A 20649-nucleotide genomic window follows, 5' to 3' on the forward strand; every position below is an offset into this window, starting at 1 on the left:
CCTTAACAGCAATGTTTTTTATTACAACATTATTGTATACAAGAGAGGCGCTGTATAATACTTCGATGATGAAGCGGCGGGTCACGTGGGAGAAAACGGTCTATGAAAGAACTGAAGTTTTCCGTGCATGACGCACTTGAAGACCGGATTTTGACAGGCCAGCTCTTGCCTGGTTCACGCGTTGATGAGGTCACCCTTGCCGAGGAATTCGGCGTTTCCAGAACTCCAGTCAGGCAGGCAATTTTTCAGCTTGCGGCCACCGGGCTGCTGGAACACCGCCCGCGCCGGGGGGCCTTTGTCGCGGATATTGGTCCACAGCTTTTGAGCGAGATGTTTCAAGTCATGGCTGAATTGGAGGCGCTATGCGCTGCCAACGCAGCGCGGCGGGCCACGACGAGCGACATCGACGCGCTTCAGACCTGTCACGAAGAATGCGGGCAAGCCGCCAAGAGTGGCGACAGCGACCGATACTACTACGAAAATGAGACTTTCCATGAACTGATCCGCACCATAAGCGGCAATTCTTTTCTCAGAGAGGAGATCGCCCGCCTGCAAAAGCGCCTGAAGGCCTATCGCCGCCTGCAACTGCGCGCCCGCAACCGGATGGAAATATCTTTGACTGAACACGCGTCGATCGTCGACGCCATAAGAAAAGGCGATGCGTCAGCGGCAAATGCAGCCATGCGAGATCACATCAAAATTCAAGGGGACCGGTTTGCGGATTTGTTGGCTACGCTGTCGCGCAATCGCAACGCAGCGGCGGAATAACGTAAAACGCTAGTCCATGCGGCGGCAGCATACCTGCGTACGCACCGCATCGCATCGGGACGGTCCGGTTTCGCAATATCCCCTACCCGTGTCAGCCCGACAGCGTTGCAGGGGGTCTTCCGTGGTGACCAATGGATACAAAAACGCCATAGTGGCAGAGTTATTCAAACGGTTTCAAATTCCCTCAAAGACCCGGCAGTATAGACGCGCTAGGTTCGGATCTAACCGGTAATCCAATGTGCTAACTGCCGGAAATAAGGGAAATCTATTCAATGCGTAAATGTCTGATCGTGCAGTTTGAGCCTCGTCATGAAGAGGTGATCCCGTCGGTCATTGCCGCATGTAATGCTGCTGGGTATCGGCCCGTCGTGCTGCTGAACCGCCGCATCCGGCGCATTCGTGGGGATATTTTTGATCAGGTTCAGGGCGGGGATGCAGACATTCGGTATCAACCCCTCTCACCTGACAAGGATGATGAGGCAACAGACTGGGATAGCTTGCTGTCAGATGACGTCGACTTTGTCCTGCTGAACACGATGAACCGGCCCAAGGTGGCGCGTTGGGCCAAACGATGTGGCAAGCCTGTGATCGCGCTCGTGCACAACGTCGATCAGTTCATGAGCGGTACGGAATATACCGCCCTGCTGGACCGGGCTAATTTTGCCGTCATGACGCTGGGCCTGCATGTGATGACGGCGTTGAACGCCAGCACCGATGGAAAATATGCCGACAAGATCGGTCTGCTTGCACCCTATGTCCTGACAGACACGCCACCAGATTACAGCGTTTCGTCCCCCCGCAAGGTGGTCGTGCCCGGCAATCTGACCTTGCGGTCGCGCAACTATCTTGGCCTGATCGCGGCGCTGTCGTCGCATCCAACGCGATGGGAAAACCTGGTGTTTGAATTTCCTTCCAGCGGTGCCGACCGCGACCGCGTGGCCGCAGCAATCACGGAAAACAAACTCGACCATAAGATGACGATCCTGCCCGCCGGACAATTAAACGAAGTGCCACATAAAGATGTCTTTGACAGTTTCGGCTCGGCCACGTTCCTGCACTCGCTCATTGCAGAAGGTTTTGCGCAGTATCAGCGGATCAAGATTACCTCGACGACCTCAATGTCGGTTGGCTTTGGTGTTCCGGTGATCATGGATCGTTATTCGGAATCCTGCTACCGTTTCCCGATGCTCGTGTCCGACAACACTGTCGAGGCGACGTTGGACCGCCTTTCCGAAGTAACGGAGCGCGAATTGCTGGATATCAACGCCGGGCTTGCGACATTCCGCCAGCAGATGAACGAACGATCTGGCCGGGATCTGAGGCGGCTGATCTCTCTCGTTGTATAGGCATCTACTTGTGCGCCGAGGCACGCTTCTGGCTTTCAGCGGCGTCCGCTGATGGCTGCGCAGGCTCGTAATCCGCAAGGAACACACCGCCAATCTGGTTTATCAGGCGTCTGAACTTGTACGGTCTGTCATCGAGTGCGGCACTGATGAGCCCGGAAAGCCGACGTTGGCGCTTGAGCTTCTTACACAGGTCATGACCCTCGCCTGGAATGATAAAGTGCCGAACGCCGCGAATTTTGGGGAATTTCTGCGCGTGCATCATCTCTTTGGGGGTGTCGCCATGCAGGATGAAAACGGTCTGCTCAGGGTTGCTTTTCAAGCTGACGCTTAGAAACTTGTAATCCTTGATGTGCTTTCGATATTTGCGCCAGCGGTCCTCATTGGGCACCACCTTGGGTGATACTGAAAATTGTGGCACGAAGGCCAGAACGGTCTTGGCCCGAACCTGGTCTTTGAGAAAAAGCGCCATCGTGCCGCCCATTGAGTTGCCCATCAAATGAATGTCGGGTGACCCTATGCGCTTGGCGACTTCATTAATTTTATCAACTATTTGTGCGCTCATGCCGTCGCCGTTCATCCAGCTGCGACTTCTGTCGCTGATAAACAGCGCATGATTTTTCTGATCTTCGGTCGCGGAGCCAAAAAATTCAAACGGCGGATATTCGTCCGGGTCTTGGCCAACGCCGCTTAGCACGACGACCAACTTGTCCGACGTGCCACGCCAGTAGCCCATCTTTAGAGGCGCGTTTGCCGGGATTTCTTCTAACTCGTGCTTCATGATATCCGTCTTGTTCGCCAATACCCGTGCGACGTCCTTACCTGCCTCCCTACGCCTGCGCATCCCTTCGTGCCGCCCAAACAAACTCCGAGGATTTCTTGGGTACAGGGCTGAACCCCGCCTGCCGCAACAGATCTTTGCAGCGGTTCATACCCTCAACGCCGTAAATGCTCGGATGAAACTCCATCACAACCAAGTTGATCCCTGACAGGTCTGCGCCCTCAAGAAAGTCCAACTCGCCGCCCTCAATGTCCATCATGAGAGCCGTCGGAACAAAGTCATTCTTTACGGTCGCAAAGTCGTGGACAGGAACGGTGACCTGCGCGAAATCTTCACTGTTTGCAGCGTGAAGCGAAGAATAGGCAAAGCGCTTTGAAATATTGAATGTCGTGCTGTCGGGAAGGTCGGCACCGCTCATCAACGCGCCGTGGGTGACCGAAATAATGTGATCCACCTTGTTATGTTGGTATGTCGCTTCGATCACCGGGATCAGATTCGGGTTGGCTTCGAAGGAAAGCATCTTTTGAGGTTTGCAGTTATGGGCGATTGTCGTGCCCACAATCCCGATCCCTGCCCCACACTCCAACACCCGGTCGGTTGGGGACACAAGCGTCAGCGCCCCCGCGATTTCCTTGTTCTCATACCTACCGTTGTTGATTTTGCGCACCAGCCACTTTGACGCGACCGCAAAGGATTTCGGCACCTGAATACCATGACAGCTTGCGACAATCCCCTCTGGCAGTTCCTCTTTCACCGTTGGGCGCGGTTCGGTGTTTCGTCTCCGCTGAGGTCTGAAACTGTATTGGCTCTCCTTTTCCAGATCAGCCAAGATCGCGGCACAAGCAGGCGCCCCGAGGTCGTTCCAACCCGCCTCAGTAGCCATCCCAGCGGCGGCCAGCGTCTTGCCCATCGCGGGCAGATCAAGTTCCGCCAGCGAGAAACGATCGACCCGCTTGCGGTCCGAGCGTATCCAGTTTTGCTTGATCGCGTCGATGACCACGGGCCGTGTGCCGGCGAACGACGCAACATGCGCTTCGATCCCTCTGGCGGCCGAGGACCGACGCCGCTTGATCATCGCAATTTTCTGATCTGGCTTGGCGACCATCGCAAGAAGATGCAGCGCAGACCCGTCGGCGGCGACTATTTCACGCGCCGCTTTGTACCGTGCTATCTGCGTTTGAAGGTCAACCTTTTGAGGATGAAACACCGTATATCCGTCCTTTTTCAGACGGTCTTCGATAATATCCTCGCCGATAATCCCGCCACGCCGCGCGCCAAAGGCCGAGCGCGAAATATAAAGCCGTTCCGGCCCCTCGGGCGCAATCCCGTGGCCAAAGCGGCCCTGAACGAAGGATTTGAACTTGGGCGTGCCAACCGTCATTTGCATCATGCCAAAGCCCTGCCCCGGCACATGTAGCGTCTCCACCTTCGTCGGAGCGCAGACCACGCCGATGGGCACCTTGATCCCAAACTGGGCAAACACCTGTTCCTGAAACTGCAACAAAAATGGTGTTTCAGCCGTATGCCAACGGACCGTTTCGTCGCCCGTTGCCCCCTTGGGCCGTTTTTCCAAGAAGAGTATACCGTCAATCTTGCCCTCAACCTCGCCGTATCCCCAAATGCGGCTAAGGGTTTCCACCAGGAAGTGACCAAAATGGTCGTGTATGACACCGCCCCAGAGGTACCCCCCCTTCATCGCCTTCTGTGGCGTCGCAATAAGCCCCTCTTCAATTGGCGTCATCAAAGGTTGCCCGCGCCACAAAACTGCGTCGTGGCAATAATCCATGTTTCGGTCGTAGACGCCACATTGCTGGACAAGCCCGCGCGCACGGGACGGGACGATATGCGCAGATTTCAGGGTCCGCATCTGATGTGCCCAGTTCTGCACATCCCTGGGGTTTGGCGGTTGCAAACCTACTTCAACATCTTTCATTGATGACGATACCTGCACAGTTGAGCCCCTCTTTTGGGGGCCATTCTTTGAGGCATATATAAGCGATAGAAGGCCGCAATGACAGTCTTTTTCCCGAACCGCCGCCGGGCGTCGCCACGTTCACCAAAGAGATCAAGCGCCCTTTGGGCCCCCAAGAACCGTGCGATCATGTCGACGTCGACCCGCGATCAGCCTGCACGCCCGCGCAGCGTTCCGAGGTCCGAAGAGGACCACGGTAGGCTGGGGAAAACCTGAAAGCCATTGAGTGACCTTTTAAAAGCAGGTCAATTTGCAACATCTCAAAACCGCCGAACATCAAATATTGTGCGACCGGATACGACATCGCATACTGCCGGAAAATCGAGCACAAAATAAGGGTTCCGAAAATGCGCCTTGAGGTAGGTGGGCCTGGGTTTGACGCAATCAAGCCCAGAATTTTCCAAATCGGATTTAATAAATGCGGCACCCGATCATTCTATGATTTCTTTGAAAAGAACGGGATCAAGTCGGTCCACTTCAAACGGGGCGACCTTGCACGCGGTATCAGCGACAATCTTTCCACCGGCAAGCCGCCGCTTGAGGGTTGGGACAAGTGGACAGCCTATACAGACATGCAATGGGTCAAAAAGACCGGCGTGGTGGAAGCCTGTGCATTTTACCGATCATTTGCGGCCTATTATCCGCGTTCCTATTTCATCCTGAACACCCGCAGCAAAGACCGATGGATTCAAAGCCGGTTGAACCACGGAACAGCTCAAAACTACGGCGAAAGGTATCGCCAAGGGCTCGGCCTTTCGTCGATGGACGAAACAGTCGAAGCATGGTCGGCCATGTGGGACAAACATCATGCCGAGGTGCCTGCATTCTTCAAGGAGACAGGCCAGAATTTCATTCTGTACAACATCGAACAGGATACACCGGACAAATTGTCCGATTTTCTATCACGCGACTTTGCCACCGATCCAAGCTTGTTTGGCCACGAAGGCAAGACAGACGCCGCCCCTCAAACAGCCAAGCAAGAGCGATTGATCGTAGGCTATGATCAGATCCTGAATGTCACGACGCCTTCGAAAAAATCCACCCCATCAAAGCAGCCTGAACCATCGGCTGACGCGGCCGTTTCGGACAAGCTGAGCAAACGTTTTCAACCGCGCAACGATCTGGTTGGATTTGACGAAAGCGCGGTTCAGCCGCCTTTTGATCACGTGCCGCCCAAAGAACCAATCGACGGTTCGACCGGAAATCTAATCATCGCCACTGTCAAGAACGACGCCCCGCGCTTGCTGGAGTGGTTTGCCTATCACCGGGCCATTGGATTTGATCACTTTCTGATTTTTTCCAGCGATTGCTCTGATGGCACGCAAGAGATGCTTCAGCATCTGCAAAAGCGCGGTTTTGCCACCCATTTAAATTACGACGAACAGACCGGTGAGACCGCACCAGCATCGCCGTTGGACAGGGTAATGACAAACCCGAAGGTTTTCGAAGCAGACTGGATCGTGCATATCGACACGGATGAATTCGTGAACATTCGGACCGGAAACGGGACGTTTGAGTGCCTCGTCAAAGCGCTTCCTGAGAACGTGACAAACATCGCTATGACGCGGCGCAACTTTGGGTCGGCGGGACTGCTGGAGTATCAGGACGCGCCGATTTTATCACAGTTCGACACATGTGCCCCCTCTTATCTGCCCAAACCACACACAGCTTGGGGTTTCAAAACAGCGACGCGCAATATTGGTGCCTATCAATCGTTAACAACGCACCGCCCCACCAACCTGTCGAAAGAGTATGTAAAAGAGGTCATTTGGGTCAACGGATCGGGCGAGGACATAACAACAGCACGCGCTAAAAGCGGCTGGCGGTCGGATGTGAAAACGGTGGGATACGATCTGGTCCAACTTAACCGCTACCCCTTGCGATCCTTGAGCGACTTTTTGGTCACGCGCGAAGCCATGGACCCCGAGGAAAAGGAAAAAGCCGAAGAGCACTGGGTTCGGATGGATTGGAATTCCTGCAAGGACGTCACGATCCAACGCAACCTGCCACGCGTCATGCAGGCGCTTGAGCAGTTAAAAAGTGATCCCGACCTGTCGCGGCTACATGACACCGCAGTGCAACGACAAAATGAAAAGATCACCGAGATCGAGGCGCGTGCAGATACGGCGGCATTGATCAGCCGGTTGAAGGCCAAGGCGTTAGATGATGTATCGCGGGTGGTGGAAATACTCGACGCCGACAGTACGGCTGACTGAGCCGCCTGCCTGCTTACAGGGGCATTTAAGGCGCAATTCGGGTGGCGACAGTCTGCTATCGCACAGGTGACAGAACCGGGCGGGGTATGTTTATTGACAACCCGGTACAAGGCCACCAAAGCTGTGCCTCCTAAATCTCGCATCAAGAGAATTTTACACTTGTGGATTTCTTCCTTCATATCGGCATGCAGAAGGCTGGGTCAAAAGCGATCCAGCGCTTTCTTGGACAGAATTCCGACTTCCTAAAAGGCCGGGGCTTGGACTGTGCATTAGATCTACGCTCAGGTATTTGGCACGAGCACATATTCACCAGTTATGACGGTGCGACCGACGAAAAGCTCAACGCGATGACATATCGTAGCCCGGCAGCGGTACTGAGCTTCGAGCGAGCCTATGCTGCGCCGAACCAAACAATCGAAGCATTGCTGTCGCATTGCCGCACAGCCAAGGTCATTTTCTTTTGCCGCGAACCTGTCGCTTGGGCAAATTCCATGAAAAACCAAGTGTTGAAAGCGCATCGGACGCGCCTCAGCGAATGGCAAGCACTGACATTTAAATCCGGGCGGTATACCGTTGGGCTGAGGTCTGTGGCGCATCTGGAACGATGGGAGCAGATCTTGGGCCGCAGTGCAATCCGATCGGTTGCTTTCAAACCCCAAATCAATGTTGTTCCAGTTTTTGCTGATTGGCTGGGGGTTCCTGCTGAAAACCTGGTTTCGGACAGTGCACCGATGGAAAATTCAAACAGGGCGTTAGATGCCTATGGAATCCGAGTGATGCTCGACGTCAAGAGACGCATTATCGACACGGATGATGCGACGCATGTCGAGGCAGTCAAATTGTGCCACGCCGTACTGAGCGACCGCATGGTTGATACGCGTACTCAAGCCGCACCTCTTCTTCTCACCCCAGAAGAAATCGAAGAATGCCACACAAGGTTCGGCCACGGCATGAATAGCGTTCTCAAAAGGTATGGTGGCGGAAGTGGTTTCACGTTGGAGGAGCAAGCCCCAGCAATGACATGTTTCACACCCACGTCAGAAGAGCGGGACTTGGCGCGCGAGATTGTTGCACGCGCACGTGCAAATAACCCTAGCAATTCCGCCACGTGAGGTAGGATATGTGCCGTCTGAATTGCAGGGCTTACGTGGGCCCCCGGGGCCGCGCGCACCATCGCTTCGTCAGTCAATACGGCGCATGAAAGGCTGCGGCCTTTCTGCGTGTGATCTGCCTTGGCAAGGTTATGTGCAGCTTCTATAGCTGAATTTTTAACGTCGCATCTGAGACCTTTTATGCAAGATTTCACCGCCGAACGTTTCCATGTGTTGCAGCAGATCGCTCCCGATCACTTCTGGTTCGAAGGGCGGCGCAGATTGATTGACGTCATCCTTTCACAAGACTTGAAGCAAACGGCAGAGATTGCAGTCGATCTTGGCTGCGGTGCAGGCGATGGCCTGATTGCCTGGAAAAAACATGCCCGACACATCATCGGTATTGACGCACATGCTGAATTGATCGCAAACGACTTTGACGACCCCTCAGTATCGGTCGTGACTGCTGATGTTTCTGATCTGCCGCTGCCGGATGCCTCGGTCGACCTCGTTCTGGCGCTTGACGTGCTGGAACACGTTCCCGACGAACTCGCTTTGCGGGAAGCCTACAGAATACTCAGACCCGGAGGCACCATGCTGGTGGCGGTTCCGGCCTATCAGTGGCTGTGGAGCTATCGGGACGTCGACGCCGGGCACCGGCGAAGGTATTCCAAGCGCAGTGTCCGCGCATTGATTGAAGGAGGCGGGCTGACGATAAAACGCATCCGGTGGTATCAGTGCCTGCTTTTTCCGATAGTTGTAATGGCACGGCTGTTGGGAAAGCGCGGCTCGCGCATCAGGAATCTCGAAGACAACCCGCCCGGTCCGATCAGCCGTTTGCTACTGAGTGTCAATCTGTTCGAAGTGAAACTGGCCCGCATGGGTTTGGTCATGCCGTACGGCTCTTCCATCCTCGTAACCGCCAGAAAGCCGTATGATGCCGCCCATGTCCCCAGTTGACGACACCTTCGACCTCCTGCTGTTTCACCGCGATCTCGACGTATCCGCCGCATATCTCGAGGCTGGCGCGGCAGGGGTCATCGTGAATCTGGAAATTTGGGAAAAACGGCAACGCCAGTCTGGCTATGATACCGAGATCAACAATCATGGCATTGCTGACCTGATTGCCTTGCGAGGCAGAACCGACCAGAAAGTCTTGTGCCGGGTCAGCCGATCTGACCCTGACGATCATGAACTCTCTGCTGTGATCGGAGAAGGCGCGGACGAGATTATCGTGCCCATGCTGACCAGTGCAGCGCAGGCCGAACGGTTCCTGCGGAGGGTTGATGGTGCCTGCAAAGTGACCTTAATGGTCGAAACACGCGGAGCGGTTGCTGATATCAGAGATATCGCCACCCTGCCCGCCGACCGGATCTATGTCGGGTTGAACGATCTGCGTATCGACCGCGGCAGCCGTACCATATTCGCACCGCTGGCAGATGGTCTGCTTGAGGATATGCGTGACTGTTGTAGCGATATCGCCTTTGGCTTTGGTGGGTTGACCTTGCCCGGGCTCGGCGACCCTCTGCCCGGACATCACCTATATGCCGCGATGGCTCGGCTTGACTGCCGCTTTACCTTTTTACGGCGTTCCTTCTACCGAGATTCAGTCACCCTCGATCCTGCCGAAGCGCTTCGCGCAATTCAGGCGGATTTGCAACGATATCGCCGTCGTTCCGAGGTAGAGCAACAGCACGACGCCGCTGATGCAGTAAACACAGTACTGAAACTGGAAGGGCTTGAGCGTGTGGTCTGATGCTACTATCCGCTCTGTCCTGATAACCGGTGCGGGCGGGTTCGTCGGCTGCCATCTGATCGCCAACTTTCTAAAACGCGGCGTTACGGTTCATGCCATTCTGCGGCCCGGCTCCGCAACGCCAAGATTCAGTACACTGGGCCTGCGCCCCGTCATTCATCATGCCGATGTAACCGACGACGGCCGCGTTCCAGACCTTGTACGCTCCCTTCGGCCCGATGCCGTGTTCAACCTGGCAGTCTGCCGCGACAATACGTCCCCCACCACGCTTCAACAAACGAACGTCACTGCCGCGCTCTCGTTGTTAGAGGCTTGCCAATATCCAGGCTTTTGTAAATTCGTGACCATCGGCAGCTCGCTTGAAAAACAGGCAACAGGCGCTGACGCGACGCCCTATGCGCTTAGTAGGGTCCATGCTGCGACAAAGATGCGCGAGTGCGCCTGCGCGTTGGGCGTTCCTTTGACCCATCTGCGGACAAACTACGTCTACGGGCCGCTGCAAGACTCGGACAAATTGATCCCCACGGCACTCCGGATCGCAGGGAGCGGACGTTCCCTTCCGCTGGCCCCGGACAATTTGACCAAGGATTTCGTCCATGTGCGCGATGTGGCCCGTGCCTGTGTTGCGGCTGTGCAATCTGTCCGCCCGGGATATGCTGTTGCAGACATCGTAACCGGTCAGGAATGGTCGGCACGCGCCGTCGTGTCCTTGCTCGAGCAACTGACAGGCAAGACGATCCGGACGCACCTCGATTCCACAATGGAGCGCGCTTGGGACAGGGAGGGCTGGCAAACCGATCCTGATCCGGCCCGCGCCTTGCTTGGCTGGGCGCCAAGCATTTCCCTGCGCGAGGGGCTGCGCGAGCTTGTTGCCGAAGGAGCGCATCATGAACCCGTGTCCTAAACAGGTGACGATCCTCGTTCCCGTCTACCGCAATGCCGCGACGTTGCGCAGCCTTTACGATCAGGTTTGCGCTGCCGTGGCGGAGGTAAATGCCTCGGCGCGCTTTGTGTTTGTCGATGATGCCGGAGGTGACGGATCGCTTGATATCATCCGGGGGCTGGCACAGTCTGATCCAGATCTCGTTCTCGTCATCAACCGTTCCAATTGCGGCCAGCAGCGGGCGATCCGCAAAGGTCTGGCCCATGCCGCGGGCCAAGACGTGGTTGTAATGGATGCCGACCTCCAGGATCCACCGTCTGCAATACCGCTGATGCTGGCAACGCTCTGGGACAGCGGGGCCGATGCCGTGTTCGCTACAAGGGTTGGAGCCTACCAGTCGCGGTTCCGCATGGCGTCGTCGCATCTGTATCGCGCGCTTGTCTGCCGGATGGCCGCGCTGCCCCGGGGTGCGGGCGGCTTCGTCGCCCTGCGCGGAGAACTTGCAGCCCGTCTCGTGGCGTCAGGCAATTCCCGTTTCCATCTCGCTGGCATGATTGGCTGTCACGCCACGACGATCGAATCCATCTCGGTTCGGCGGAACCATCGCACGGCGGGGCAGTCCGCCTATACCGGGCGCATGCGGCTGACCACCGCGCTATCCAATTTCGCCTGTATTCTCGAAGAAAGGCTTCGCTATGGATCACTCTGATACGGCCCGCGAGACGCATAACGACCTGCAACGCCGGTATTATGAAACCCGCGAGCCAGAGGCCAACCACCGGATCATGGTCCGGTCGACACCCTACATCACCAATCAACTCAACAGGGTGCTTGACGTCAGTGGCATAAACCGGGGCGACCGGATTCTCGACGTGGGCTGTGGCATGGGCAAATACACCATCCCACTCGCTGAACGCGGCTATGTTGTCGAAGGGCTGGAGCTGTCGGGCAAGCTTTTGGAACAAATGCAGGTGCAGGCGAACGGTCGGGCGGTCGTAAAAACGCACCAGGCCGACCTACTGACACCGCCGTCAGAAATGATTGGCCAATATGACCATGTGATCGGGTTCTTTGTTCTGCATCACCTTTTCGATCTGGATAAGGCTTTCGCAAGCTGTGCTCAGCTGCTTAAGCCGAAGGGACGGATCATCTTCCTTGAACCAAACCCCTTCTGCCCCCTTTTCTATCTTCAGATCACGCTTTCCCCAACCATGTCATGGAAGGCAGAGCGAGGGATTCTCGATCTGACACCGGGTCAAACAGCGCGCCGATTGAAGGACGCAGGGTTTGTGAACCCACGTTTACACAGGTTTGGCATTCTCCCTCCGTTTCTGCGCAACAGGTCCGGGGCGGCCACGCTCGAACGCGGCTTTGAGAGCATCCCATTGCTCGACCGCGTGCAGGCATTTCAACTCATCAGCGCCGAACTTCCTGGAACTGCCGCGTGACCACTTTGACCGATGTTATGATCAGCCTAGTGCCGCCGCTGCTGGTGCTGCTGGGCTCTACCTGGATCAGTTTGCATAAAGATATTAATCTGGGCGACGAAGGCTATTTGGTGTACGGCACACAGGCCGTGCTGCGAGGAGAAGTGCCGATCAGGGATTTCCGCGCCTATGATCCTGCTCGCTATTACTGGTGCGCCCTGTGGTGCCGTCTGATTGGCTCCGAGTTCATTGCAATTCGAATCTCGATGGCTGTCGTTTCGGCGCTGTCGGTCGCCCTGATATCGGCCATGGTTTTGGTCGCTACCGGCGATCCCATACTGGGCCTTGTGGCGGGGATCGTTTCACAGTTCTGGATGCATCCGCGCCACAAGCAGATCGAACATTTCTTCAGCCTTGTTTGCTGCGCGGTAATGTTTGCACTGATCGGCGGTGCCGGAGACCCCTTCTGGCTCGGCGCTATCGGCGCCGTCGCCGCCGCGTTCGGCCTGAACATCCTGACATATTTTATCGCTGCCGCCTTCCTGAGCTTCGCCATACTCTGGCTACATGAAGGTCTCGCTGGCTTGGAAGCGCTGGCGGGGTTTTCTATCGGCCTGCTGTGCGGGATGGCTGTGCTTTTCCTTATCGCCGCTCTGATCCCCGGATTCCTGCGACGCTACCTCGATTTCAAGGTTTTGGCGCTGCTTCGGCGCGGTACGACAAATCTCGTCCTTCCACGACCCTGGATATGGCGTGGCTCTCCCCCCCAGTTTTCGGCGTTTACCCCACGCTTGCGCATTACTTTGCAGGCGCTGTTCACGCTGTTACCGGTGATCTACCTAGCGACATTGATCTGGATAGACCTGACAGCGGATTCCGACGCGCGTCTTGCGGTAGCGGCAAGCGCTTGTGGTCTGGTCTATTTCCACCACGCGTTGTCGCGCGCCGATCTGAGCCATATACAACAGGTCATGCAGCCCTTTATCGTGACAATCGCAGCAGGATCGGCGACGGTACTACCCGCGTCCGTCGCACTAACCGCACTGCTGCTGTCTGGTATCTTTAGTGCCGCGCTGCTGTGGGATACACAGGACTTTTCGCGCGCATGGCGTATTAGGCAGCCCAAATCCGCGATATTCACCAACGGTGCGGATCGCTTTCAGATACCTGAAGGCATGCAGAAGCAATTGGTCCTCCTGCGCAACGTCGTGCACGCGCATAGCAGCGCTACGGATATCATCTTCGTCGCCCCCGCCTTGCCCGCAGTTCTGGCGCTGTTTCACAGAAAGACCGCAGTCTACGATACCTTCCCGGTGTACCCAGCTATCGACGAAGCGCAACAGCGTATGATCAGGGAACTTGAAATCTCTACCCCTCCTATCGCCATTATTTCAAAAGCCAACATTGATCAGCGAGAGGAACTGCGGTTTGAAAATAATTACCCATCGGTATTTCACTACATAAAAGAGCGGTATCAGCTCCTGAACGAAACGTCGGCGGAATATATTTTTGTGCGCGGGACACCACCTACCCAACCTACGGTGGCGTGACGCATTCCCCGGAAACTTCTCATCTATGGGTTAGCTCCGTTCAGGCACTGTGCCCGGGGAGGTGCCGCGAACCAGCGGCGAAATAAGGCATCAGCCACCTTTAAACTTGGGCAGAATTTAGTGGCCGCTTGATAGCTTATGCGCGGTTGTCTCGGTCGTCGGGCTGGTCGCTGATGGTACCGGTACTTCCAGTGCATGCCCCCGAAGCCAATTCATAAAAACTTTCGTGCCCAGCTTATTACGCGAGGCGGGATTGCAAACGATATAATATTGAAACCCCGCCATTCGAGCGCCGCTCAGCTGTTGATGCGTACCCGCCACCAGTCGATCAGACACCAGAACATTACTGCACAAGAGCAGGCCCAACCCTTGATCCAAAGCCTCCAGCGCCGATGATTCATCACTGCAACTTAGGGTGCTTGCAATCTCGAAGGGTTGATCCTCTTGGGCCATCCAGTGGTCCCAAACCGGGCCGTCCAAGTATTTGTTATGCCATTGAAATCCGATAACAGGATAAGCACATTGGCCCTGTTCAATAATATCTTTCCGCCCGATGGCAATGAACTGATCAGTAAGAATGACGTTGTCTGTGGAAGCTCTGGGGCAAACCCCATAACGTATCGCGACATCAAGGCGATCGGCCGTCAGGTCTCGGACGGCGTCATCGGTCACAAGCTCGATCTGGATTTTTGGATTGTCGGCCAGAAAGTCGGACAATCGCGGCATCAGCCAATTATCTGAAAAGGCACGCGTTGTGGTAACCCGCAGCACATTTTTTTCGATGTCTGTATTCAGAACTGAAAAAGCCTCGGCCAACAGGTCGAATCCTTCGCGTAGCTTGGGAAATATCTCTTCGCCCGCAGGTGTTAGCGCAATGTCACGCGGGTTGCGCACAATCAGCTTGAAACCCAGATAGCTTTCCAGATGTCGGATCTGATGGCTGACGGCTGTTTTGGTCACGCCCAGCTCATCAGCGGCGGACGAAAAGCTAAGGCAGCACGCGACCGCTTCGAAGGCGCGGATCGAATTTAAGGGCGGAAGCCGTCGCATCATCTGTCCTTCGTGAAGTTTTACTCATGACCCCCTGAGATAAACGAATTTGTATCAAAAGGGTCGTTTCGAGGAGGGTAGCAGCTGCAAAACAGGGAGAAAGACGATATGTCAAACTTTCAATTTTCGCGCCGCGCACTGCTGAAAAGTGGTCTGGCTGGCGGCGCATTATTAGCCGCACCGTCGATTATACGCGCCCAAGAGCTGCGCGAGCTGACCATGCTCACATGGGCAGGTCACGCTGATCCTGAGGTCATCGGCCCGTTCGAACAGGCGCATAATGTCCGTATCCGCGCCAAGGAATATGTTGGTGGTGATCAGATGCTTGCCCAATTCGCCCAGTCTCCGGTCGGCACCTACGACGTCATTCTGGCCGATGCTGAATATGTCTCGCTGCTGTATCAGGCCGATTACATCGAGAAGCTGGACCCGGCAGATTACCCATTTGACGATTTCTTCCCCGAGTTTCAGAAATTCGAAGGCCACTGGTACGATGACGGGCTTTACGCGGTGTTCCTGCGCTTTGGCTTTCTGGGACTGTCGCACAATTTGGACGCAATCAGCCGGTCAGAGGCGCGCAGCTATAGGGCGATGTGGCACGATAACTTGCGCGGCAAGGTCGGGCAATTCGACTGGCATCTGCCCAATTTTGGCACGATCAGCCTGATCGAAGACAACCAGGCCCCCTTCGATCTGGACGCAGCCGCTTGGCAGAATGTGCAGGATACTGCGCTGACGCTGCGGCCTCAGGTGCGGGGTTTTTATGACTACGGCGGCACGCTGTCTGCGCTGCGCTCGGGCGAGGTGGCGGCGATGCCGGGGATTGGCGACTGGATCACCGGAGTCTTGCAGCGCGATGGCGCCAATGTTGCCACCACCATTCCCGAACAGGGTGGGCTGCAATGGACCGAGTCGCTGTCCATCGGCAAAGGCTCTCGCAAACAGGATCTGGCCAAGGAATTCATCCGCTACATGATGAGCCCGCGCGGACAGGTGGCGACGGCAACACTGAAGGCCTATCCGGCGATGGTGCCCACGCAGGCAGGCTGGGCGATGCTTAATGAGATCAACCCAAACGAGGCGGCACGCCAGAACATGAGCCTGACCGGGGCCAACGCGCTGGACGAAATCCGCGCCGGGCGCATCCAGTTGCGCCGCCTGCCCGTTCAACAATCGCTGGAAACGTGGAACGACGCATGGGTGCGGTACAAAAACGCCTGAGCGCTGCCCCAAAAAGGTCCGTCCCCAAGACGCTACTCACCAGCGCGCGGGACGGGCCAGTCTTTTCTCAAAGGAAATCCAATGTCTTTCTTATCCGCGAAGGTGCGCCTGCGCCGATGTGCGTGGCTTGGCCTGTGGGCCGCCCCGCTGCCGGTCTGGTTCGCCCTGTTCTTTCTGGGCCCGATGGCCCTGCTTGTCGCCATGTCGTTTTGGTCGGTGCAAAACTACCGTCTGACCCCCGATCTTTCGCTGTCGGCATGGTCTTATGTGCTGTCGCTCGATTTTCTGTGGTCCACCTTTTGGCGCAGCTACGGGCTGTCCCTGCTCAGCGCCGTCTTGGTGTCACTGCTGGCCTTTCCGGCCTCTTACGCAATGGCGTTTCTGCTCACCCCGGCCCGAAGGCTGACCTTTCTAGGCCTGGCGCTGGCACCGTTTTTCACCAGCTATCTGGTTCGGATTTATTCGCTGCAGGTGTTTTTGGGCGAGGGCGGTGTGCTTCCGCAGCTGTTCCACAGCATCGGCCTCTCCGGTGCCAGCTTGCTGAACAGCTATTTCGCGCTGTTTCTGGGCCATGCAACCCTGACCCTGCCCGTGGTGCTGGTGCTGCAAACGCTGGCGCTGAGCAATGTCGACCGCACAGAGATGTCGGCGGCGGTCAATCTGGGCGCGCGCCCGCTGCATGTCTTGCGACACATCATCCTGCCCGCCGCCCGTCCGGGTCTGAGCCTTGGCGTGCTCTTCGCTTTTTTGCTGACCTATGCCGAATTCGTCAGCGCCACCTATCTGGGCGGCGGTGTCTTCCAGACCCTGCCGATCCTTCTAACCGACCTGATCCGTGGCGGCCAACAATGGCCCCGCGCGGCGGTGGTGTCGCAGCTGATGATGACAGCTTTGCTGCTCCCGTCTCTGGCGACCGTCACCTGGGCCTATCGCCAGAGAGGAAACTAATATGACACCCACCTGAAACACGCCCTGCCCGCTTGGATCTGGTTCGCCGGGCTGACGCTGGTCTTTGTGATCCTTTATGCGCCGATCCTGTCTGCGCTGGTGTTTTCGTTCGGCGCAGACCGATTTCCCAGCCTCGACATCACGCGCTTCAGCACAAAATGGTACGCGCAGGTCTTTGCAGATGCCCGCACGCTGGATGCGCTGAAAAACAGCCTGACCATCGCGCTGAGCACGGCGCTGGTCGATACCACGCTGGGTTTTGCCGCCGCCTATGCCGATTTCCGGTTCCGGTTCTTCGGACAGCGCGGCGTTCTGGCGCTGGCCCTGCTGCCGCCGACGGTGCCGATTATCGTGCTCAGTCTTGCCATGCTGGCATTCTTTTCGCGGATCGGGATGTCGGGCACGGTTGTCTCAATAATGGTGGCGCATGTGGTCGTGGCCACGCCCTTTGCCGTGGCGATCTGCCGTTTGCGGCTGGAGCAGCTGCCCGCAGAATACGAGACCGCCGCCCAAAACCTGGGTGCGACGCCGGGGCAGGCCCTGCGCCTGATCGTACTGCCACATGCCGCACCTGCCATCGGGGCGGCTGCACTGATCACCTTTGCCGTGTCGCTGGATGAACATGCCATCGCATGGTTTGTCGGTGGGTTGGAGCAGACTGTTCCGGTAACTGTGCTGAACACGTTGCAGGGACAAGTCGACCCGACAATCCATGTGATCGGCACATTGGCCTTTGCGGCCACCCTCAGCCTGGTCTTTGCCGCGCAGATATTGCTGCTGCGCACAACGAAATCCAACACAAACAAAGAAGCATCGCCATGACCCAACCGCTATTGGAATTGCACAACCTGAACAAATCCTACGGCACATTCGAAGCCGTCAAAGACATCAACCTGACGGTAGATTCAGGCGAGTTCATTGCCATCACGGGCCCCTCGGGCTGTGGCAAGACGACAACCTTGCGGATGATGGCCGGACTGGAAGAGCCAACACGCGGCGATATTCGTCTGGACGGGCAACAGATCAACGACCTGCCGGTCTGGCAACGAGAAACCCCGCTGGTCTGGCAAAATCTGGCGCTGTTTCCCTATATGACCGTGCGCGAAAACGTCGAATTTGTCCGTCGTCAGGGTTTTTGGGACCAATGGCGGCCTAAACTAAGAGAGAGTTTGGCTCATATTGGTGGTTTGATTATGCGGCGTGCTGGCGGTGATGCAAGCGTCGCGCTTCGAGTGTCTTTCGTTTGATCCTTTCCCTTTGTTTTAGAATGGCTTTGTCACGGCCGAAGTAGACGTCGGCAGGTGTGACGTTGTTGATGCTCTCGTGATAACGTTGGTGATTGTAGTGATCGACGAAGGCTTCGATCTGAGCTTCGAGGTCACCCGGCAGGAAGTAATTTTCCAATAAGATGCGGTTCTTTAAAGTCTGATGCCAACGCTCGATCTTGCCTTGGGTTTGTGCCCTCTCGGCAGATTGCTACGCAATCGCCTGCCGGGTAATAGATGATATGGCGCACCACGAGAGTGCTTCATGCCCTTGTCTTGCAGCCATTCAGCCAGGTCCCCTGAGGCGTAACTGGATCCGTTGTCGCTGAGTAGACGTGGCTTGTGAACAACGTGAACTTGGTCGCAGCCGGACGCCTGCAATGCGCGATCCAGTGTATCGGTAACGTCTTTGGCCCGCATGTTCCCCTCTCGGGGCAGTGGTAGCAGAGCTTCCAGGCGACGATGTAGCGGCTGTAGTCGTCGAGGACCGTGCTGAGATAGAACCAGCCCCAGCCCAATACTTTGATGTAAGTGAAGTCTGCTTGCCAAAGCTGGTTGATCCCAGTTGTCTTGTCTTTGAACTCATTGGCAGCCTTGATGACGATGAACGCAGGGCTGGTGATCAGATCATGGGCTTTCAGCACGCGATACACTGTAGATTCTGAGACAAAGTAGCGTTCCTGATCCGTGAACGTCACTGCCAGTTCGCGCGGTGACAATTCTGTTTCCTGCAAGGCGAAGTCGACAACCTTGCGCTTCACCTCGTCAGGCACGCGGTTCCAAACGTGCTTTGGCTTGGGGGCTTGATCCTGCAATCCAGCTTCACCGCGCTGCAAATACCGATCATACCAGCGATAGAACGTCGTGCGCGGGATACCCAGCTTGGCCAGTGTCAGGCGTGCCGACAGATGGCTATCCTCAACCAGCCGGATGATCTCAAGCTTCTCTGATGCAGGGTATCTCATTCGTGGTCGCCCCCATCCATTGCCCGGCAGGCGATTGCAAAGCAATCTGCCGAGAGGGGCCTATCATGCTTTTTTTGAGCAAACGGAGTTCGAGCGTCTGTTCGGCAACCACCTCTTTGAGATCCTTTGCCTCCCGTCGCAGTTCTTTCACCTCATCGGTGTTTGCGGCCCGCGCAGTGTCCCCGGCCAGCCGCTTCTTCCCGGCTTCCATGAAGTCCTTTGACCATTTGTAATAGATGCCCTGTGATATCCCCTCACGGCGGCACAGCTCAGCAATGCTGTCTTCGCCACGCAGGCCATCCAACACGATCCTGATCTTCTCTTCTGATGAATAATGCTTGCGCCCCTCTCATTGATACTGCGTATCAACTGCCGGGCAGTGGTGCGCGCGCTTGATATCTTTGACGAACTTCTCGCCGGGGCTTTTCGTTGTCTTTCTCATCGTTCACTCCTCAGTGGTTACGATGAGAAACAAACCCTCTCCTAGCAAATTGCCCTATCTGGACCCATAAGCGCTGGCGTCAGACATAGAAGACAAACGTGTGTGGGTTTTGTGTGTGGGAGCGTGAGCGACTATTATATTTAATCATTATTATTCAATTACTTGACTGAGATACTCAAAATTGGCGGTGCTGTCAGACGGATTCGAACCAGTCTCAGTTTGCCGCCAAATGCCGGGACTTAAGCTGAACAGAGTTGGCGCCACTCAGCAAGAGCGGCGGTACGGTTTAGTTCGAATTTGTCTCTGCTGTAGAGGGCGCGTTCCTGATTGAAATGATTGCAGACGGAGGCATGAACGGAGGCGAATTTCTGTAAACATCGCATGCTGCGGAAACGTTGCATGGCCCGTTCTCGTCGTCGAAACGGAAGGTGCGAATTCTCAGCTCTGTTGTTTTTCCAGCGACCCGTTTCCTGCCTCTGCTCGTTGCCGATGTCCTTCATTGCCGCGCCGTAGGACCGGAGTTTGTCGGTCACCAGGATATGAGGGTGACCGTGACGCTTCATAGCTTTCCTGAGGAATTTCAACGCTGCTTTGCGATTCCGGCGCTTTGTGACATAGCTTTCCAGCACCTCGCCCTCGTGATCCACGGCACGCCAAAGGTAATGCGTCTCGCCATTAATCTTCACAAATACCTCATCCAAATGCCACTGCCAGTTCGAGTATGCGCGCATCTGCTGAACTCGTTTCCGGCGGATTTCAGCGGCAAACAGCGGGCCAAAACGGTTCCACCAATATCGAACCGTTTCGTGGCAAATATCGATGCCGCGCTCATGCAAAAGATCTTCTACGTTTCTCAGCGACAAAGGAAAACGAACATACAACATGACGGCGAGGCGGATAATTTCGGGGCTGCTATGAAAGCCCTTGAATGGGTCTGTTTTAATCATGTGGACAGGCTACGCATCCACCCT

The 20649-nt window shown here is 55.9% G+C and carries 18 protein-coding genes and 1 pseudogene; 14 read left to right on the forward strand and 5 right to left on the reverse strand.

The window, feature by feature from the left end; genetic code table 11:
* The first annotated feature begins 102 nt into the window (after window positions 1-102).
* Window positions 103-768: a GntR family transcriptional regulator gene (locus AC1965_RS11165; RefSeq protein WP_483883946.1), complete on the forward strand. Its 666-nt coding sequence runs from the start codon at window positions 103-105 to the stop codon at window positions 766-768.
* Window positions 769-1040: 272 nt separating this feature from the next.
* Complete coding sequence (locus AC1965_RS11170) at window positions 1041-2114, forward strand: hypothetical protein (protein WP_483883947.1); 1074 nt, start codon at window positions 1041-1043, stop codon at window positions 2112-2114.
* 4 nt (window positions 2115-2118) lie between these two features.
* On the opposite strand, the gene AC1965_RS11175 is transcribed toward AC1965_RS11170, so the two are convergent.
* Window positions 2119-2892, reverse strand: a complete 774-nt coding sequence (locus AC1965_RS11175) for an alpha/beta hydrolase (RefSeq protein WP_483883948.1) — start codon at window positions 2890-2892, stop codon at window positions 2119-2121.
* Between the two features lie 49 nt (window positions 2893-2941).
* Window positions 2942-4633 carry an FkbM family methyltransferase gene (locus AC1965_RS11180; RefSeq protein WP_483883949.1) on the reverse strand — a complete coding sequence of 564 codons (1692 nt, stop codon included), beginning with the start codon at window positions 4631-4633 and terminating at the stop codon, window positions 2942-2944.
* 578 nt (window positions 4634-5211) lie between these two features.
* Between AC1965_RS11180 and AC1965_RS11185 the strand changes: the two genes are divergently transcribed.
* The 8 genes from AC1965_RS11185 to AC1965_RS11220 all read left to right on the forward strand — a co-directional run bounded on the left by AC1965_RS11185 (window position 5212) and on the right by AC1965_RS11220 (window position 13787).
* A complete protein-coding gene (locus AC1965_RS11185; RefSeq protein WP_483883950.1) occupies window positions 5212-7080 on the forward strand; it encodes a glycosyltransferase family 2 protein in 1869 nt (622 codons plus the stop codon).
* 161 nt (window positions 7081-7241) lie between these two features.
* Window positions 7242-8192 (forward strand): hypothetical protein, encoded by a 951-nt coding sequence (locus AC1965_RS11190; RefSeq protein WP_483883951.1) that lies wholly within the window; start codon window positions 7242-7244, stop codon window positions 8190-8192.
* 180 nt (window positions 8193-8372) lie between these two features.
* Window positions 8373-9131: a class I SAM-dependent methyltransferase gene (locus tag AC1965_RS11195; protein WP_483883952.1), complete on the forward strand. Its 759-nt coding sequence runs from the start codon at window positions 8373-8375 to the stop codon at window positions 9129-9131.
* The gene (locus AC1965_RS11200; protein WP_483883953.1) at window positions 9118-9927 is read left to right on the forward strand and encodes a hypothetical protein; all 810 of its coding nucleotides are present in this window, start codon (window positions 9118-9120) and stop codon (window positions 9925-9927) included. The genes AC1965_RS11195 and AC1965_RS11200 overlap by 14 nt, the downstream gene beginning before the upstream one ends.
* A complete protein-coding gene (locus AC1965_RS11205) occupies window positions 9917-10831 on the forward strand; it encodes an NAD-dependent epimerase/dehydratase family protein (protein ID WP_483883954.1) in 915 nt (304 codons plus the stop codon). The genes AC1965_RS11200 and AC1965_RS11205 overlap by 11 nt, the downstream gene beginning before the upstream one ends.
* Complete coding sequence (locus AC1965_RS11210; RefSeq protein ID WP_483883955.1) at window positions 10815-11519, forward strand: glycosyltransferase; 705 nt, start codon at window positions 10815-10817, stop codon at window positions 11517-11519. The genes AC1965_RS11205 and AC1965_RS11210 overlap by 17 nt, the downstream gene beginning before the upstream one ends.
* Window positions 11506-12258 (forward strand): class I SAM-dependent methyltransferase, encoded by a 753-nt coding sequence (locus tag AC1965_RS11215; protein WP_483883956.1) that lies wholly within the window; start codon window positions 11506-11508, stop codon window positions 12256-12258. Before AC1965_RS11210 ends, AC1965_RS11215 begins: the two co-directional genes overlap by 14 nt.
* The gene (locus tag AC1965_RS11220) at window positions 12255-13787 is read left to right on the forward strand and encodes a hypothetical protein (protein WP_483883957.1); all 1533 of its coding nucleotides are present in this window, start codon (window positions 12255-12257) and stop codon (window positions 13785-13787) included. Before AC1965_RS11215 ends, AC1965_RS11220 begins: the two co-directional genes overlap by 4 nt.
* A 117-nt stretch (window positions 13788-13904) precedes the next feature.
* Here AC1965_RS11220 and AC1965_RS11225 read toward each other — a convergent pair whose 3' ends face one another.
* Window positions 13905-14840 carry a LysR substrate-binding domain-containing protein gene (locus AC1965_RS11225; protein ID WP_483883958.1) on the reverse strand — a complete coding sequence of 312 codons (936 nt, stop codon included), beginning with the start codon at window positions 14838-14840 and terminating at the stop codon, window positions 13905-13907.
* A gap of 105 nt (window positions 14841-14945) precedes the next feature.
* Here AC1965_RS11225 and AC1965_RS11230 point away from each other — a divergent pair, with 105 nt between their 5' ends.
* From AC1965_RS11230 to AC1965_RS11245, 4 genes are all read left to right on the forward strand, one after another.
* Complete coding sequence (locus tag AC1965_RS11230; protein ID WP_483883959.1) at window positions 14946-16058, forward strand: polyamine ABC transporter substrate-binding protein; 1113 nt, start codon at window positions 14946-14948, stop codon at window positions 16056-16058.
* Window positions 16059-16139: 81 nt separating this feature from the next.
* The gene (locus tag AC1965_RS11235; RefSeq protein WP_483883960.1) at window positions 16140-17006 is read left to right on the forward strand and encodes an ABC transporter permease; all 867 of its coding nucleotides are present in this window, start codon (window positions 16140-16142) and stop codon (window positions 17004-17006) included.
* A 66-nt stretch (window positions 17007-17072) separates the two neighbouring features.
* Complete coding sequence (locus AC1965_RS11240) at window positions 17073-17828, forward strand: ABC transporter permease (protein WP_483883961.1); 756 nt, start codon at window positions 17073-17075, stop codon at window positions 17826-17828.
* Window positions 17825-18253, forward strand: a complete 429-nt coding sequence (locus AC1965_RS11245; protein WP_483883962.1) for an ATP-binding cassette domain-containing protein — start codon at window positions 17825-17827, stop codon at window positions 18251-18253. The genes AC1965_RS11240 and AC1965_RS11245 overlap by 4 nt, the downstream gene beginning before the upstream one ends.
* On the opposite strand, the pseudogene AC1965_RS11250 reads toward AC1965_RS11245, so the two are convergent.
* Both AC1965_RS11250 and AC1965_RS11255 read right to left on the reverse strand, forming a co-directional pair.
* Window positions 18198-19605: pseudogene (locus AC1965_RS11250) on the reverse strand (IS3 family transposase). The gene AC1965_RS11245 and the pseudogene AC1965_RS11250 overlap by 56 nt on opposite strands.
* 312 nt (window positions 19606-19917) lie before the next feature.
* Window positions 19918-20625 (reverse strand): IS6 family transposase, encoded by a 708-nt coding sequence (locus AC1965_RS11255; RefSeq protein ID WP_483883963.1) that lies wholly within the window; start codon window positions 20623-20625, stop codon window positions 19918-19920.
* Between the last annotated feature and the right edge of the window lie 24 nt (window positions 20626-20649).

The sequence above is a fragment of the Sulfitobacter sp. KMM 9851 genome (assembly GCF_057178245.1).

Bases quoted from the DNA above. Each gene is read 5' to 3' on its own strand.
- AC1965_RS11245 (WP_483883962.1), top strand. From the start codon at position 17,825: ATGACCCAACCGCTATTGGAATTGCACAACCTGAACAAATCCTACGGC.
- AC1965_RS11180 (WP_483883949.1), bottom strand. From the start codon at position 4,633: ATGACGCCAATTGAAGAGGGGCTTATTGCGACGCCACAGAAGGCGATG.
- AC1965_RS11225 (WP_483883958.1), bottom strand. From the start codon at position 14,840: ATGATGCGACGGCTTCCGCCCTTAAATTCGATCCGCGCCTTCGAAGCG.
- AC1965_RS11165 (WP_483883946.1), top strand. From the start codon at position 103: ATGAAAGAACTGAAGTTTTCCGTGCATGACGCACTTGAAGACCGGATT.
- AC1965_RS11170 (WP_483883947.1), top strand. From the start codon at position 1,041: ATGCGTAAATGTCTGATCGTGCAGTTTGAGCCTCGTCATGAAGAGGTG.
- AC1965_RS11210 (WP_483883955.1), top strand. From the start codon at position 10,815: ATGAACCCGTGTCCTAAACAGGTGACGATCCTCGTTCCCGTCTACCGC.
- AC1965_RS11235 (WP_483883960.1), top strand. From the start codon at position 16,140: ATGTCTTTCTTATCCGCGAAGGTGCGCCTGCGCCGATGTGCGTGGCTT.
- AC1965_RS11175 (WP_483883948.1), bottom strand. From the start codon at position 2,892: ATGAAGCACGAGTTAGAAGAAATCCCGGCAAACGCGCCTCTAAAGATG.
- AC1965_RS11200 (WP_483883953.1), top strand. From the start codon at position 9,118: ATGTCCCCAGTTGACGACACCTTCGACCTCCTGCTGTTTCACCGCGAT.
- AC1965_RS11230 (WP_483883959.1), top strand. From the start codon at position 14,946: ATGTCAAACTTTCAATTTTCGCGCCGCGCACTGCTGAAAAGTGGTCTG.
- AC1965_RS11255 (WP_483883963.1), bottom strand. From the start codon at position 20,625: ATGATTAAAACAGACCCATTCAAGGGCTTTCATAGCAGCCCCGAAATT.
- AC1965_RS11195 (WP_483883952.1), top strand. From the start codon at position 8,373: ATGCAAGATTTCACCGCCGAACGTTTCCATGTGTTGCAGCAGATCGCT.
- AC1965_RS11185 (WP_483883950.1), top strand. From the start codon at position 5,212: ATGCGCCTTGAGGTAGGTGGGCCTGGGTTTGACGCAATCAAGCCCAGA.
- AC1965_RS11215 (WP_483883956.1), top strand. From the start codon at position 11,506: ATGGATCACTCTGATACGGCCCGCGAGACGCATAACGACCTGCAACGC.